The sequence below is a fragment of the Caballeronia sp. HLA56 genome, from assembly GCF_054655155.1.
Window position 1 is genome coordinate 872,504 of the sequence record NZ_BAAHOB010000005.1, and the last position, 14,290, is coordinate 886,793.

General features: G+C 62.5%; 14 protein-coding genes. 3 read left to right on the top strand and 11 right to left on the bottom strand.

Annotated elements, in window-relative coordinates:
- Nucleotides 1-38: 38 nt before the first annotated feature.
- The 7 genes from ACYQ47_RS23655 to ACYQ47_RS23685 all read right to left on the bottom strand — a co-directional run bounded on the left by ACYQ47_RS23655 (nt 39) and on the right by ACYQ47_RS23685 (nt 6,272).
- Nucleotides 39-824 (bottom strand): DODA-type extradiol aromatic ring-opening family dioxygenase, encoded by a 786-nt coding sequence (locus ACYQ47_RS23655; RefSeq protein WP_459907189.1) that lies wholly within the window; start codon nt 822-824, stop codon nt 39-41.
- Nucleotides 825-933: 109 nt separating this feature from the next.
- Nucleotides 934-1,530 (bottom strand): UbiX family flavin prenyltransferase, encoded by a 597-nt coding sequence (locus tag ACYQ47_RS23660; protein WP_459907191.1) that lies wholly within the window; start codon nt 1,528-1,530, stop codon nt 934-936.
- Nucleotides 1,531-1,543: 13 nt separating this feature from the next.
- Nucleotides 1,544-1,855, bottom strand: coding sequence for a Grx4 family monothiol glutaredoxin (gene grxD / locus ACYQ47_RS23665; RefSeq protein WP_244826344.1), 312 nt, complete (start codon nt 1,853-1,855; stop codon nt 1,544-1,546).
- A 97-nt stretch (nt 1,856-1,952) separates the two neighbouring features.
- Complete coding sequence (prmC, locus tag ACYQ47_RS23670) at nt 1,953-2,789, bottom strand: peptide chain release factor N(5)-glutamine methyltransferase (protein WP_459907194.1); 837 nt, start codon at nt 2,787-2,789, stop codon at nt 1,953-1,955.
- Complete coding sequence (prfA, locus tag ACYQ47_RS23675) at nt 2,786-3,868, bottom strand: peptide chain release factor 1 (protein ID WP_244826342.1); 1,083 nt, start codon at nt 3,866-3,868, stop codon at nt 2,786-2,788. The genes prmC and prfA overlap by 4 nt, the downstream gene beginning before the upstream one ends.
- 94 nt (nt 3,869-3,962) lie before the next feature.
- Nucleotides 3,963-5,297 carry a glutamyl-tRNA reductase gene (gene hemA / locus ACYQ47_RS23680; protein WP_244826341.1) on the bottom strand — a complete coding sequence of 445 codons (1,335 nt, stop codon included), beginning with the start codon at nt 5,295-5,297 and terminating at the stop codon, nt 3,963-3,965.
- A 162-nt stretch (nt 5,298-5,459) separates the two neighbouring features.
- Complete coding sequence (locus ACYQ47_RS23685) at nt 5,460-6,272, bottom strand: glycosyltransferase family 2 protein (protein WP_309962336.1); 813 nt, start codon at nt 6,270-6,272, stop codon at nt 5,460-5,462.
- Between the two features lie 251 nt (nt 6,273-6,523).
- On the opposite strand from ACYQ47_RS23685, the gene ACYQ47_RS23690 reads away from it, so the two are divergent.
- From ACYQ47_RS23690 to ACYQ47_RS23700, 3 genes are read left to right on the top strand one after another with little or no spacing between them, the layout of a single operon-like run.
- Nucleotides 6,524-6,796 (top strand): hypothetical protein, encoded by a 273-nt coding sequence (locus tag ACYQ47_RS23690; RefSeq protein WP_244826339.1) that lies wholly within the window; start codon nt 6,524-6,526, stop codon nt 6,794-6,796.
- Nucleotides 6,797-6,843: 47 nt separating this feature from the next.
- The gene (locus ACYQ47_RS23695) at nt 6,844-8,673 is read left to right on the top strand and encodes an aminopeptidase P family protein (protein ID WP_459907197.1); all 1,830 of its coding nucleotides are present in this window, start codon (nt 6,844-6,846) and stop codon (nt 8,671-8,673) included.
- A gap of 27 nt (nt 8,674-8,700) precedes the next feature.
- Nucleotides 8,701-9,324, top strand: a complete 624-nt coding sequence (locus ACYQ47_RS23700) for an HAD family hydrolase (protein ID WP_244826338.1) — start codon at nt 8,701-8,703, stop codon at nt 9,322-9,324.
- A gap of 3 nt (nt 9,325-9,327) precedes the next feature.
- Here the strand turns inward: ACYQ47_RS23700 and ACYQ47_RS23705 are convergent, their stop codons facing one another.
- The 4 genes from ACYQ47_RS23705 to ychF all read right to left on the bottom strand — a co-directional run bounded on the left by ACYQ47_RS23705 (nt 9,328) and on the right by ychF (nt 14,080).
- The gene (locus ACYQ47_RS23705) at nt 9,328-10,452 is read right to left on the bottom strand and encodes a DUF748 domain-containing protein (RefSeq protein ID WP_244826337.1); all 1,125 of its coding nucleotides are present in this window, start codon (nt 10,450-10,452) and stop codon (nt 9,328-9,330) included.
- A 242-nt stretch (nt 10,453-10,694) separates the two neighbouring features.
- The gene (ettA, locus tag ACYQ47_RS23710; protein ID WP_244826336.1) at nt 10,695-12,362 is read right to left on the bottom strand and encodes an energy-dependent translational throttle protein EttA; all 1,668 of its coding nucleotides are present in this window, start codon (nt 12,360-12,362) and stop codon (nt 10,695-10,697) included.
- A 178-nt stretch (nt 12,363-12,540) separates the two neighbouring features.
- The gene (locus tag ACYQ47_RS23715; protein WP_244826335.1) at nt 12,541-12,864 is read right to left on the bottom strand and encodes a DUF3761 domain-containing protein; all 324 of its coding nucleotides are present in this window, start codon (nt 12,862-12,864) and stop codon (nt 12,541-12,543) included.
- A 121-nt stretch (nt 12,865-12,985) separates the two neighbouring features.
- On the bottom strand, nt 12,986-14,080 hold the full coding sequence (gene ychF / locus ACYQ47_RS23720) for a redox-regulated ATPase YchF (RefSeq protein WP_244826334.1): 1,095 nt from the start codon (nt 14,078-14,080) through the stop codon (nt 12,986-12,988).
- Nucleotides 14,081-14,290 lie beyond the last annotated feature (210 nt).

Below are 14,290 nucleotides of genomic sequence, written 5' to 3' on the forward strand. Positions count from 1 at the left end.
GGCTTCGTTCTTTCCTGCTCGACTCGTACGTTCAGGCCTCAGGCGTCCGCGAACACGTAGTTCGTCATGGCGAGCGCGCGCTGGAAAGTGCCGAGCGACTGTATGCGCAACTGATAGTCATCCGCCGCAGCGCCTAGTGCGCCGAATACTGGCAGCAGATGCTCGTCGGTCGGATGCATCAGCGCGGCGTGCGGCGCGCGGGCGCGATAGTCGAGCAGCGCGTCGATGTCGCGATCGGCAAGACGCGCCTCGAACCAATGCGTGAACTCATCGACGCGCGGATCGGCATCTTCGGGACGCGCGCCGAAGTCCGCCATGCGCAGGTTATGCGTGATTTGCCCGGAACCGACGATCATCACGCCGTCACGCCGCAAATCGCGCAGCGCCCGGCCGATACCGAAGTGATGCGCGGCATCGAGGCGCGGTTGAATGGAAAGTTGCGCGACTGGGATGTCGGCGTTGGGAAACATGAGCAGAAGCGGCACCCACGCGCCGTGATCGAGGCCGTGCTCCGTCGTGCTCGCAGCAATGCCGTGCTTGCCGAGCAGCGCGGCGGCGTTGCGGGCGAGATCGGGCGCGCCGGGCGCGGGATAGCGCAGTTCATAGAGCGCGCGCGGAAAACCGTAGAAATCGTGGATGGTTTCCGGCCGCTCGGCGATGCTCGCAACGGGTTGCGTCGTGCCCCAGTGAGCCGAAAGCATGAGGATGGCGCGCGGGCGCGGCAGCGTTTCAGCGAGCGAGGCGAATTCGCCGGAAGGCATCGACGGGTCGATAGGCAGCGTCGGCGCGCCGTGAGAAATGAAAACGGAGGGAAGGGAAGTCATGGCGTCGCGTATTGAGTTGGATGCCACCAATGTACGGCCGTGACTGGCGGAAATAAACGGCTGTCGAAGCAATGAATTGTGTCGTCGGCGTTTGCAATCGAAGCGACGCTCAGTCCGCTTCGCCGCGCATCCCTTCCCATGCAACGGCGGCCGGCGATGCGATCTGGAACAGATCGATCACCCGCGCGACGGTGTGATCCACCATCTCGTCGATGCTCGCCGGCTTCTGATAAAACGCCGGCAGCGGCGGAAAAATCACGCCGCCCATTTCCGTCACGGCGGTCATATTGCGCAGATGCGCGAGGTTGAGCGGCGTTTCGCGCACCAGCAGCACCAGACGGCGACGCTCCTTGAGCACGACATCCGCCGCGCGCGTGATGAGATTGTCGGAGAGTCCGTGCGCGATGCTTGCCAGCGTTCGCATGGAGCACGGCGCGACGATCATGCCTTCCGTGGAAAACGAGCCGGACGCGATGCTCGCGCCGATATCGCGCACGTTATGAACAACGTCCGCGAGCGCGTGAACCGTGGATTTATCGAGTTCCAGCTCGTGCTGGATATTGAGCCAGCCGGCGCTGGAAACGAGCAGATGCGTTTCCACGCCGGAAACACGGCGCAACGTTTCAAGCAAACGCACGCCGTAGATCGCGCCCGTGGCGCCCGTGATGGCGACGATGAGCCGTCGTCGGGCGGCAGGCGCGTTCACTTCGAAGATGACTTCAGGCAGCGGCGAAGAGCTGTTGCAGTTCGCCGGATTCGTACATCTCCATCATGATGTCCGAGCCGCCGATGAACTCGCCCTTCACGTAAAGCTGCGGAATGGTCGGCCAGTTCGAGAATTGCTTGATGCCCTGACGAATTTCGTTGTCTTCGAGCACGTTCACGGTCGTGATCTGATCGACGCCACACGCCTTCAGCACCTGGATGGCGCGGCCGGAGAAACCGCACATCGGGAACTGCGCCGTGCCCTTCATGAAGAGGACGACCGCGTTTTGATCGACGAGTTGCTTGATGCGTTCTTGCGTTTCCATGATGTTCCTGCGCTTTGATGTCGGTGGGGACTAAGTGTTGAAATGATAGCGGATTTCGCTATTCCGGGCTGACCGCTGCCTGGCTCGCCCGCCGCGCTCAGGCATTGAAAACGCCGCCGCTGATGCGTTCGATTCCCGCCAGATCGCGCAGCGAATGCACATCGGTGAAACCGCGCGCCGTGAGCAGTCGGCGCACGGCGTCGGACTGATCGTAGCCGTGTTCGAGCCACAGCACGCCACGGCGCGCAAGCAGAAACGGCGCTCTCTCGATAATGGTCCGGATGCAGGACAAACCGTCGGCGTCATCGGTGAGCGCGTCGCGCGGCTCGAAGCGCAGGTCGCCTTGCTGCAAATGCGGATCGTCGCTTGCGATATACGGCGGATTGCTCACGATGGCTTCGAAGAGCAGCGAAGGATCGACCTTCGCGGTCCAGTCGCTTTCGACGAACGCGAGCGGCCCGCCCGCGCGCGCCGTATCGAGCAGCCGTTCTGCATTGCGACGCGCGACATCCAGCGCGGCGCCTGAGCGGTCCACGGCCCACACGCGCGCGTCGGGCCGTGCATGCGCAAGCGAAACCGCAATGGCGCCGGTTCCCGTGCCGAGATCGAGCACGCGCGCGTTCGGCGTATTCGCGATGGCGTCGAGCGCCGTTTCCACCAGCAATTCGGTTTCCGGGCGCGGAATCAGCACATCGGGCGTCACGTCGAATTCGAGCCCGAAAAATTCACGCGTTCCGGTCAGCTGCGCGATCGGTTCTCCCGCGACACGGCGCGCGACGAGCGCCTCGAAGCGGCTAACCGCGATGGCGCCAAGCGCTTCGCGATCGCGCGTGATCAACTGCGTGCGTCGCCAGCCGAGCACGTGCATCAGCAAGACGCGCGCTTCGAGCGCGGGCAGCGCGCACGCACGCAGCAGATCGACTGCGGTCGTCACTCGGTTTCCCCGAGCGCCGCGAGCAATTCCGCCTGATGCTCGCTCACGAGCGCGCCGATCAGTTCGTCGATATCGCCGTCCATGATGTATTCGAGCTTGTAGAGCGTCAGATTGATGCGGTGATCCGTCATGCGCCCTTGTGGAAAATTGTAGGTGCGTATGCGCTCGGAGCGGTCGCCCGAACCGATCAGACTCTTGCGCGTCGCCGCTTCCTTCGCGTGTTGCTCGTGATACTGCTTGTCCTTGATGCGCGCGGCGAGCACCTTCAGCGCGCGATCCTTGTTCTTGTGCTGCGAGCGGTCGTCCTGACATTCGACGACGATTCCGGTCGGCAAGTGCGTGACGCGCACGGCCGAATCGGTCTTGTTGATGTGCTGCCCGCCCGCGCCCGACGCGCGGAAGGTATCGATACGCAGATCCGCTGGATTGATCACCACTTCGCTGATTTCATCGGCTTCCGGCATGACCGCGACCGTGCACGCGGACGTATGGATGCGCCCCTGCGTTTCCGTCGCCGGCACACGTTGAACGCGATGCCCGCCCGACTCGAACTTGAGCCGCGAGAAGGCGCCGTGGCCCGCAATCCGCACGATCACTTCCTTGTAGCCGCCCAAGTCGGACACGCTCTCGGACATGGTTTCGGCAGTCCAGCGGTTGCGCTCCGCATAGCGCAGATACATGCGCAGCAGGTCGCCGGCGAACAGCGCGGATTCGTCGCCGCCCGTGCCCGCGCGAATTTCGATGAAGATATTGCGCTCGTCGTTGGGATCGGTCGGCAGCAGCATGGTCTGCAGATCGCTTTCGATCGTCGCCATGCGTTCGCGCGCTTCGCCGATTTCCTCTTCGGCGAAATCTCGCATCGACGGATCGGACAGCAATTCCTGCGCGGTCGCTTCGTCGTTGAGCGCCTGACGCCAGAGCGCGTACTGCTCGACGACCGGACTGATTTCCGCATGTTCGCGCGTGAGTTTCCGATACTGATCCATATCGGCGGTCACGTCTTCGCGGCTCAACAATTCGTTGAGTTCGACCTGCCGTTTTGCAAGCTGGTCGAGCTTGCTTTGCATGCTCGTTTTCATCGGGCGGAGTTGGAGCGATGCTCCGGAGAATTGTGGAATCAGAAATGCCTGCGCGTCAGCGCCGCGCGGCATTGGAGAACAGCGAGGAAAGCCGCTAACGGTCCGGAGACTGCGACGATTCAGGCGCCGAAGGCGTGTCGTCTTGCGGCTTGTCGGACGAACCGTGGCGGTAGAAGCCGCTCATCAGGTCGATGAGCTGGGCGCGCTCTTCCGTGGTCGCGCGATTGAGCGCGTGCGTCGGACCATGAATGAGCTTGTTGGTGAGCGATTGCGACAATGCTTCGAGCACTGCGGCGGGATCGTCGCCGCGCGCGAGCAGCTTGCGCGCGCGTTCGACTTCGGCGCGGCGCAACGCGTCGGCTTGTGTATGCATGTGGCGGATGACCGGCACGATACTGCGCGCATCCAGCCACTGCATGAAATTCTGCACACGCGTTTCGATGATCGCTTCGGCTTGCGCGACGGCAGCTTGCCGCGACGCATTGCCTTCGCGCACGATCGCGCCGAGGTCGTCGACGGTATAGAGGAACACGTCCTGCAGATTGCCGACTTCCGGCTCGATATCGCGCGGCACGGCGAGATCGACCATGAAGATTGGCCGATGCCGGCGCGCGCGCACCGCGCGTTCGACCGCGCCCAGCCCGATGATAGGCAGCGTCGACGCCGTGCACGACACGATGATGTCGAACTCGTGCATGCGCGTGGGCAGCTCGGAAAGCGGAATAGCGCGGCCGTTGAAACGTTCGGCGAGCTTTTCGCCGCGTTCGGCCGTGCGGTTTGCGACCACCAGTTCGCGCGGATTCTGCGCGGCGAAGTGCGTGGCGCAGAGTTCGATCATTTCGCCCGCGCCGATGAAAAGCACGCGCTGACTCGAAATGTTTTCGAAGATGCGCTGGGCGAGTCGCACGGCGGCGGCGGCCATGGAAACGGACTGCGCGCCGATCTCGGTCGTGGAGCGCACTTCTTTGGCGACCGCGAAGGTGCGCTGAAACAACTGGTTGAGATAAGTACCGAGCGCGCCCGCTTCCGATGCGGTGCGCACGGCATCCTTCATTTGTCCGACGATCTGCGTTTCGCCGAGCACCATTGAATCCAGCCCCGAGGCGACGCGGAAGGCGTGGCGCACGGCCTCGGACTGCGGCAGCGCGTAGACGTGCGGCGCGAGTTCCGAGACCGGGAGATTGTGGTACTTCGACATCCACTGAATGGCAGCGTCGCGCGCGGCGGCGTCGTCGGTGGCGCAGTAAAGTTCGGTGCGATTGCAGGTCGAGAGGATCGCCGCTTCGGGCGAAACCTTGGCGAGCGGCCCAAGCCAGATGTCCTTCAGCGCGCCCAGAGCAGGCTTCAGCTGTTCGAGCGGAAACGCCACGCGTTCGCGCAAGGCGACAGGCGCAGTGTGGTGATTGATTCCGATCGTGAGGAGCTGCATGTAATGGGCCTAAGCCGATGGCCTTTCAGATAGCGCGATATTATAGCGTTTTACCAATCTCTTCATTTATAGGCGGCATAGGGGATGGCTGGTGTTCGCTCGCGCCGCTTGCAGCCGGCGCGAAGCCCCAAGCTCGTGCGACGCCAGGACGCAGCGCCGCGCTCAATCGAAGTACTTTGCCAGCTCGGCGGCGCGCGCTTCGAGTTCCTCTTGCGACAATGCATGCGTCTCGGCAGCCGCTTCGCGATTTCGTTCGGCGGCGGCAATGGCCGCGTGCCGCGAAGTATTGTCGTGATGCAGATGGAACAGCGACGCGTTTGCATCGGGCACGGAATGCCAACGAACGCCGAGCCGCACCGCGCGCGTGAGCAGGTCGTCATCTTCGCCGCCCCAGCCAATGAAGCGCGGATCGTAGCCGCCAACGCGCATGTAATCCGAGCGTTTTATGAGCACGATGGCGCCCGGCGTATTCGCATAGAGAATTTCCATTTCTTCGGGCCGGTCGCTTTCGAGAAACGGTTTTAGTATTGCGTAATCTCCGGAAGCAATGAATGCATCGCGATAAACACCCGTAACGTTAATCACGTTCGTGAATGGGCAAAGTGCGTCGCTTGCCGTTCCATGACGAATTGCGTTGATGCAAAGCGGCAGATAATCCGGGTTGGAAATCATGTCCGCGTCATGGAAACAAATGATGTCGCCGGTGCACATTCGCGCGCCCAGATTGCATAGGCGCGCCTTTGGAAAGGGGCCGTTGTCGCATACGAAGACATGCCTGATCTTTTCGTCGCCAAGGCCCGACCAGTGGAAGGTGGGCGTGGCATCGGCTTCGATGAGATAAACCGTGTAGTCGGAATAAGTCGAATCGAGATGGCGCAATATGCCGCGCAGATTTTCACGCCGCTCCAGCGTGGAACCGCGGTAGGTCATCACGAATTCCAGACCGTTTAGCGATATGAGGCTTTTCTCAATCATGGTGCTTTATTTTCCGCTGTAAACCTATTCGATCGATGCCGCGAACTTGGGCAGTGACTCGTTAGAGTATCGCCCTTAAATCAGCGTGGCTAAAGCGGTCATTTTACCGGCCCGGCATATTTTCATTTTTAAGCTTAGTCGCATAAATCGTTCAAGGAAACGCACTTGCCATCGCCAACCTGGCCCCCTAAACTCGACCGCTAACGGCGCGCGGCGCCGGTTCGATCGCAATCAAAGGGGCGCGGTAGCTGATGGGCTGGACGGGCTTGATCTTTTTGGGCGCGGTAATCGGCGCGACGGGTTGGTGGCTGCATCCGCTGCGGCGCGCGGGGCGCGTGGGCACAGGCGCGGCGGGGCGCATCTGGACGGCCATCGTCGCGGGCATATTGGCGATAATCGTCGCGCGCATGTTCGGCAATATCATCAACCTGTATCACGACGGCGATACGCTTGAATGGTTCGCGTGCACGGTGTTCGCGCTCGTCGTCGTGACGGTGACAGTCGGCCTTGCCGCGCGTCGCTAAACCCGCGCTCGCCGGCGCTTCCTCACGCATTCCATGCAGGTGACTTCATGAACGACCGCATCGCACATTCCGCCATTCCCGACGCAGCCGAGTTCGCCCGGCGCATTGAATCGCTGCGCGGCCAGATGGCGCTCGACAATCTTGCCGCCGTGCTGATTCCGTCGGCAGACCCGCATCTTTCCGAATATCTGCCGGAGCGCTGGCAAGGGCGGCAATGGCTGTCCGGCTTCACCGGTTCGGTCGGCACGCTCGTGGTGACGGCGGATTTCGCGGGCGTCTGGGTGGATAGCCGCTATTGGACGCAAGCCGAGGCGCAACTGGCGGGCACCGGCATCGCGCTCATGAAGATGATGGGCGGCCAGCAAACCGCGCCGCACGTCGAATGGCTGGCGGCGCATGTCGATTCGGGCGATGTCGTCGGTGTCGATGGCGCCGTGCTCGGCGTGGCGGCGGCGCGCTCGCTTGCGGATGCGCTGAAGGCACGCGGCATCGTACTGCGCACGGATGTCGATCTGCTCGATTCCATCTGGCCGACGCGTCCCGGTTTGCCTGACGCGCCCATCTACGAACATGCCGCGCCGCACGCCAGCGTGAGCCGCGCGGACAAACTCGCCCAGGTGCGCGAAGCCTTGCGCGCAAAAAACGCGCAGTGGCACTTCGTGTCCACGCTCGACGATCTCGCGTGGATCTTCAATCTGCGCGGCGGCGATGTCAGCTACAACCCCGTGTTCGTCGCGCATGCGTTGATCGGCAGTGACGACGCGACGATCTTCATCGCCGATGGCAAGGTGTCGGCCGAGCTCGAGGAATCGCTCGCGCGCGACAACGTGCGCGTCGCGCCTTACGCCGATGCGCCCCGCGCACTCGCCGCGCTGCCCGCCGGAGCCACGCTCCTGATCGACCCGCGCCGCATCACGCATGGTTTGCTGGAGCAAGTGCCCTCGGCGGTGACGATCGTGGAAGGCGTGAATCCGTCCACCTTCGCGAAGTCGCAAAAGACGGCGGCGGAAGCCGAGCATATCCGCGCGACGATGGAACAGGACGGCGCGGCGCTCGCGGAATTCTTCGCCTGGTTCGAGAATGCGCTGGGCCGCGAGCGCATTACGGAACTTACCATCGACGAAAAGCTCACGGCGGCGCGCGCGCGGCGTCCGGGCTTCGTGACGCTGAGCTTCGGCACTATCGCGGGCTTCAATGCCAACGGCGCGATGCCGCACTACCGCGCAACCGAAGCGTCGCATTCGGTGATAGAAGGCAATGGCTTGCTCTTGATCGATTCGGGCGGACAGTATGTGAGCGGCACGACGGACATTACACGCGTGGTTCCCGTCGGCGAGATCACGGCTGAACACAAGCGCGATTTCACCATCGTGCTGAAAGGAACGATGGCGCTGTCGCGCGCACGCTTTCCGCGTGGCATCCGTTCGCCAATGCTCGATTCCATCGCGCGCGCGCCTATCTGGGAAGCAGGCGCGGACTACGGCCACGGGACCGGGCACGGCGTCGGCTACTTTCTGAACGTGCATGAAGGCCCGCAGGTCATCTCGCACTACGCGCCCGCCGAAAGCTGGACGGCGATGGAAGAGGGCATGATCACGTCCATCGAGCCGGGCATCTATCGGCCGGGCAAGTGGGGCATTCGCATCGAGAATCTGGTGCTGAACCGAAGCGCGGGCAAGACCGAATTCGGCGATTTCCTCGACTTCGAAACACTCACGCTCTGCCCTATCGACACCCGCTGCATCGACCTGGCCTTGCTGCGCGAGGACGAGCGCGCGTGGCTCAACGCGTATCACGAGGAAGTGCGCCGGCGCGTGTCGCCGCATGTGTCGGGCACGGCGTTGGCGTGGCTCGAAAAACGCACGCAGGCTATCTGATCCGAAACAAGAAGGAGCAGCAAAACCATGACCATCAAGGCAGTCGTATTCGACTTCGGCGGCGTGTTGATCGACTGGGACCGCGAGTATTTGTACCGGCAACTGATTCCGGACGAAACCGAGCGCCGCTGGTTTCTCGACAACGTCTGCAAGATGGATTGGGTCGTGCAGCAGGACGGCGGGCAGACCATAGAAGAAGGCACCGCCGAACTGATCGCGCGCTATCCCGATCACGAAGCGCTGATTCGCGCGTTCTATGCGCGCTGGCACGAGATGGTGTCGGGCGTGCTGGAAGAGGGCGTGGCGCTCGTCGACCGGCTGGACGCGGAAGGCGTGCCGCTATTTGGCCTGACGAACTGGTCGGCGGAGACGTTCCCGTATGCGTGGGAACGCTTCGACGTGTTGCGGCGGTTTCGCGAGATCATCGTTTCGGGGCGCGTGGGAATCGTCAAGCCCGACCCGCAGATTTTCGCGTTGATGCGCGCGGAGATCGAAAAGCATCTCCCGGGCATTCAGCCGCACGAACTCGTCTTCATCGACGACAACGCGAAGAACGCGCAGGCCGCGACGGATCTCGGCTGGCACGGCATACACTACACGGGCGCGATGGAAACCGAAACGAAGCTGCGCGCGCTCGCCGTGCCTATCTGACGCTTACTGACCGAGCAAACTCTTGAGCGCGTTGCCAATACCGCGCACGGTATCGCCCGTGCCTTTGGCCACGCCTTCGACGCTCACACCGAGCGCCTTCGCAAAACCGGCGGCGAGTTTCTTCGACAGACTTTCCTGCAGCGAAAACTTCGGATCGCGCAGATCGCCGTCGAGCACGAAGTCGAGCTTGATCTGATCCTTGCGGTCTTTCAGCGCGGCAACAGCGGCTTTCGTCGGAATGGAGAGGAAGGTGTCGAGTCCGTTGCCGGTGTCGCTGATCTGCAAGTGATTCAGCGTGAGCGTGCCGGGCGCGTGAATGCGGTAATCGTGGATGTTCGCGTCCACGGTGAGGTCGATGGTCCCGCCTGTCACCGCCGCACGCGCGCCGGCCTTTTTCAGCAGATACGGGTCGAGCGACGCGATATCCACGCCGCTCAGCACGGCGCGCGTCTGCGAATCCTTGTTGGCGATGACCATCCAGCCGCCCCACGAAACCGTTCCCGTATGCGACGGACCCTTGATCGAACCGGACATCGACAGATTGGTGCGGTCGGTGAGCGCGGGGAGATGCAGATGGTCGATGGTCGCGCGCGAATCGCTGATCAACACGCGATACGGCGGCTTTTGCACCGATGAATCGAAGAACTCCATCGAGCCGCGTTCGAACGACACGCGATCGATGAGCTTCTCTTCCTGCGAGCGCGCGTCTTCCTTCGCGTCGGGCTTCGCGTCGGCGACGCGCGCGGTTTCCTTGAGACCGGGCAGAATCTGCACGCGGCCATCGGCGGAACGCACGATCGACAAATAGTAGTTGTCCACGCTCACGCCATGCAGATGCACGCGGTTTCGCAGCGCTTCGTGCATGTCGATGTCGAGCACGATGCGCTCGGCGCGCATGGCGTCGCTCGCGGGCCAGTCCTGCGGGCCGCGCAGACGCACGCGCGACAGTGTGACGTGGCCGAAGCCGACATCGATCTCTTCGGCCGAGCCGTTCGGCCCGAGCGTTTCGAGAATGCGCTCCTTCATCTGATGCGCGACGAAGAGCCACCCGCCAACCGCCACGACGATGATCGCCACGACGATTCCGACTGCCCAAAGCGCTCCCCGTTGCGCTTTCGATCGCGCCATCTGCAATGTCTCCCGAATACTGGTTCTGCCTGAGGCTCACTCGGCGGTAAGCCGTTTCGCGTGCATCGTTTTTTTAAGTGAGCGCGTACTTTTCAGCCTCTGTCGCGCCGCTAGCGTGTCGCAAAGATGCCGTGAAGACTGGCGGCGACGTGCCTCAGACAGTCGCCGCATTCGTGTCCGATGTCGGTGCGCGCGCGCGCATAGGCACGCGCGTTCCTCGTCTCATCCGTTCACGCAAAGGATCAGCGCGTGATCGGCTTGTAGCGCAGACGCTTCGGCCTCGCGGCTTCTTCGCCGAGCCGCTTGCGCTTGTCGGCCTCGTATTCCTGATAGTTGCCGTCGAAGAACTCGACGTGCGAGTCGCCTTCGAACGCGATGATGTGCGTGGCGATACGGTCCAGGAACCAGCGATCATGCGAGATCACCATGACCGAGCCGGCGAATTCGAGCAACGCGTCTTCGAGCGCGCGGAGCGTTTCGACGTCGAGGTCGTTGGACGGTTCGTCGAGCAGCAAGACGTTGCCGCCCGCGATCAGCGTTTTCGCCAGATGCAGACGTCCGCGTTCGCCGCCCGACAGATTGCCGACGAGCTTCTGCTGATCGCTCCCCTTGAAGTTGAAGCGGCCGATATACGCGCGCGACGGCGTTTCGTACTTGCCAACCGTGAGCACATCCGCGCCGCCGGAGATTTCCTCGAACACGGTCTTGTCGGCGCCAAGCGCGTCGCGGCTTTGATCGACATAGGCGAGCCTGACCGTCGGCCCTTGCACGATCTCGCCGGAATCCGGCTGCTCCTTGCCGGTCAGCATGCGGAACAGCGTGGACTTGCCCGCGCCGTTCGGCCCGATGATACCGACGATCGCGCCCGCCGGAATCTTCATGCTGAGGTTGTCGATCAGCAGCCGGTCGCCATACGCCTTGCTGACGTTTTTGAACTCGATGACTTCATTGCCGAGACGATCGCCCACGGGAATGAAGATTTCCTGCGTCTCGTTGCGCTTCTGATATTCCTGGCTGTTGAGTTCCTCGAAGCGTGCGATGCGCGCCTTCGACTTCGCCTGACGTCCCTTCGGATTTTGGCGTACCCATTCCAGTTCCTTCTTGATGGCTTTCTGGCGGGCGGATTCGCTCGATTCTTCCTGCTTCAGGCGCTCTTCCTTCTGGTCGAGCCAGCTGCTGTAGTTGCCCTTCCACGGAATGCCGTGACCGCGGTCGAGTTCGAGAATCCATTCGGCGGCGTTGTCGAGGAAGTAGCGATCGTGCGTGACCGCGACGACGGTGCCCGGATAGCGCGTCAAGAACTGTTCGAGCCATTCGACGGATTCGGCGTCGAGGTGGTTGGTCGGTTCGTCGAGCAGGAGCATGTCGGGCTTTTGCAGCAGGAGCTTGCACAGCGCGACGCGGCGCTTTTCGCCGCCCGAAAGATGTTCGATGGTCGCGTCCCACGCGGGCAGGCGCAGCGCATCGGCGGCGACTTCGAGTTGCTGCTCGGGGCTGCCGCCGTCGCTCGTCGCGAGGATGGCTTCGTACTTCGCCTGCTCGGCGGCGAGCTTGTCGAAGTCGGCGTCGGGCTCGGCGTAAGCGGCGTAGATTTCGTCGAGCTTCTTGGTTGCCTGAAAGACATCGCCGAGACCTTCTTCGACTGCCTGACGCACGGTTTGTTGCGGATCGAGTTGCGGTTCCTGCGGCAAATAGCCGATGTTCAGATTGGGCATCGGCGTGGCGTCGCCTTCGATGTCCTTATCGACGCCCGCCATGATCCGGATGAGCGTGGACTTGCCTGAACCGTTGAGACCGAGCAGACCGATCTTCGCGCCGGGGAAGAACGAGAGTGAGATGTCTTTCAGGATCTGACGCTTCGGCGGGACGATCTTGCCGACGCGGTTCATGGTGAAGACGTATTGGGCCATGTCGATGTTGTCTGTAATGGTGTGGTGAAGAGTGCGAACGCCGGGCGCGGGCGGCTGCGTGCGGGACGCGCACGCCGCGTTATCGGCATTCGACGCGAATCGTCGGCGCGGGATGACGCGCTTCCCGGCGCGTGTGCCGCGCGGGATCGAATGTCATTGTACTTCGGGCGTGCTCAGGCTATTGCCAGCGCGCCACGCCGCCATGCCGTGAACACGTTCCGCCGTGGTGGCGGCTGAAGCTGTACGAGCCGTCGCGGCACTGCGCGGTCGCGCCTTCGGGTACCGCACCCGAACGCGAGCGAGAGGGCGCATGGATTACGTTGCCGTCGCGGTTGACGTAATGGCCATGTCTGTCGAGGTCGTTTTCGTCAGGTTGCGGGTTGAAGCTGTTCGCGTTCGCGCTGTTCGCGTACGCGTGCGCCGGTGTGCAAGGGATGACGCTCGCGGACAATGCAATGCAACACGTGACAGCGAGCGAACGCAGAAACGCGGGTCCTTTCATCTTCTTTTTGTCTCTCTTTATTTTTATCGGGTACCGCTCATGAAAAAAGCGGAGCCCCGTTTATCGGGCACTCCGCTTTTTCATGCAAGACGATTTGACGATTCTTGACGCTTGACGGCGCTCAAACGTTGAACAGGAAGTTCATCACGTCCCCGTCGTGCACGACGTATTCCTTGCCTTCGGCCCGCATCTTCCCGGCTTCCTTTGCGCCTTGCTCGCCCTTGAACGCGACGTAGTCATCGAACGCGATGGTCTGCGCGCGAATGAAGCCGCGCTCGAAATCGGTATGGATGGCGCCAGCGGCCTGAGGCGCCGTATCGCCGATATGAATGGTCCACGCGCGCACTTCCTTCACGCCAGCCGTGAAGTACGTCTGCAAGCCAAGCAACTTGAAACCCGCCCGGATCACGCGGTTCAAACCCGGCTCGTCCATGCCCATGTCGGCGAGGAAGTCCTGCTTGTCCGCGTCGTCCAGATCGGCGATTTCCGCTTCGATTGCCGCGCACACCGCGACGACCGGCGCGTTCTCCGCGTCCGCATGCTTGCGAACGGCGTCGAGATATGGGTTGTTCTCGAAGCCGTCGTCCTTCACGTTCGCCACATACATGGTCGGCTTCGCCGTGATGAGGCAAAACGGCTTGATGAGCGCCTGCTCGTCTTCGTTCAACGAAAGCGCACGCACCGGCTTGGCCTCGTCGAGCTGCGCGCGCACCTTTTCGAGCACGGCGACGAGCTTGCCCGCTTCCTTGTCGTTGCCCGACTTCGCCGCCTTCGAATAACGCGTGAGCGCTTTTTCGACCGTCGACAGATCCGCAAGCGCGAGTTCCGTGTTGATGACGCCGATATCGTCCAGCGGATCGATCTTGCCCGCGACGTGGATCACGTTCTCGTCGTCGAAGCAGCGCACGACGTGCGTGATCGCATCCGTCTCGCGGATGTTCGCGAGGAACTGATTGCCGAGACCTTCGCCCTTCGACGCGCCCGCGACGAGACCCGCGATATCCACGAACTCGACGACGGCCGGCAGGATACGCTCGGGCTTCACGATTTCGGCGAGCGCGGTGAGGCGCGCGTCCGGCACTTCGACCACGCCGACATTCGGCTCGATGGTGCAGAACGGATAGTTCTCGGCGGCTATACCCGCCTTGGTCAAAGCATTGAATAGAGTGGACTTGCCGACGTTAGGCAAGCCGACGATGCCGCATTGGAGGCTCATGGAATCCTTCGAACTGGTGAGACGGCGCAGGCCGCGCGGGTTTCGTCAAAAGTCGCGCGCCGGGCAAAGGCTGAATTGGCAAAAACGCCCGCCAGCGCAACGGCCGCGTCGAGCGGCCAGGCAAACCGCCATTGTACCGCCGCGCCGGGCAGCGGCGTTTCGCGCCGCCTTCCGCGACGGCCCGCCGCAGCGCCGCGCAGGCGCCAAATA

Coding starts and splice junctions, on each gene's coding strand:
- ACYQ47_RS23655 (WP_459907189.1), bottom strand. CDS start 824: ATGACTTCCCTTCCCTCCGTTTTCATTTCTCACGGCGCGCCGACGCTG.
- grxD (WP_244826344.1), bottom strand. CDS start 1,855: ATGGAAACGCAAGAACGCATCAAGCAACTCGTCGATCAAAACGCGGTC.
- prfA (WP_244826342.1), bottom strand. CDS start 3,868: ATGAAAACGAGCATGCAAAGCAAGCTCGACCAGCTTGCAAAACGGCAG.
- hemA (WP_244826341.1), bottom strand. CDS start 5,297: ATGCAGCTCCTCACGATCGGAATCAATCACCACACTGCGCCTGTCGCC.
- ACYQ47_RS23685 (WP_309962336.1), bottom strand. CDS start 6,272: ATGATTGAGAAAAGCCTCATATCGCTAAACGGTCTGGAATTCGTGATG.
- ACYQ47_RS23690 (WP_244826339.1), top strand. CDS start 6,524: ATGGGCTGGACGGGCTTGATCTTTTTGGGCGCGGTAATCGGCGCGACG.
- ACYQ47_RS23695 (WP_459907197.1), top strand. CDS start 6,844: ATGAACGACCGCATCGCACATTCCGCCATTCCCGACGCAGCCGAGTTC.
- ACYQ47_RS23700 (WP_244826338.1), top strand. CDS start 8,701: ATGACCATCAAGGCAGTCGTATTCGACTTCGGCGGCGTGTTGATCGAC.
- ACYQ47_RS23705 (WP_244826337.1), bottom strand. CDS start 10,452: ATGGCGCGATCGAAAGCGCAACGGGGAGCGCTTTGGGCAGTCGGAATC.
- ettA (WP_244826336.1), bottom strand. CDS start 12,362: ATGGCCCAATACGTCTTCACCATGAACCGCGTCGGCAAGATCGTCCCG.
- ACYQ47_RS23715 (WP_244826335.1), bottom strand. CDS start 12,864: ATGAAAGGACCCGCGTTTCTGCGTTCGCTCGCTGTCACGTGTTGCATT.
- ychF (WP_244826334.1), bottom strand. CDS start 14,080: ATGAGCCTCCAATGCGGCATCGTCGGCTTGCCTAACGTCGGCAAGTCC.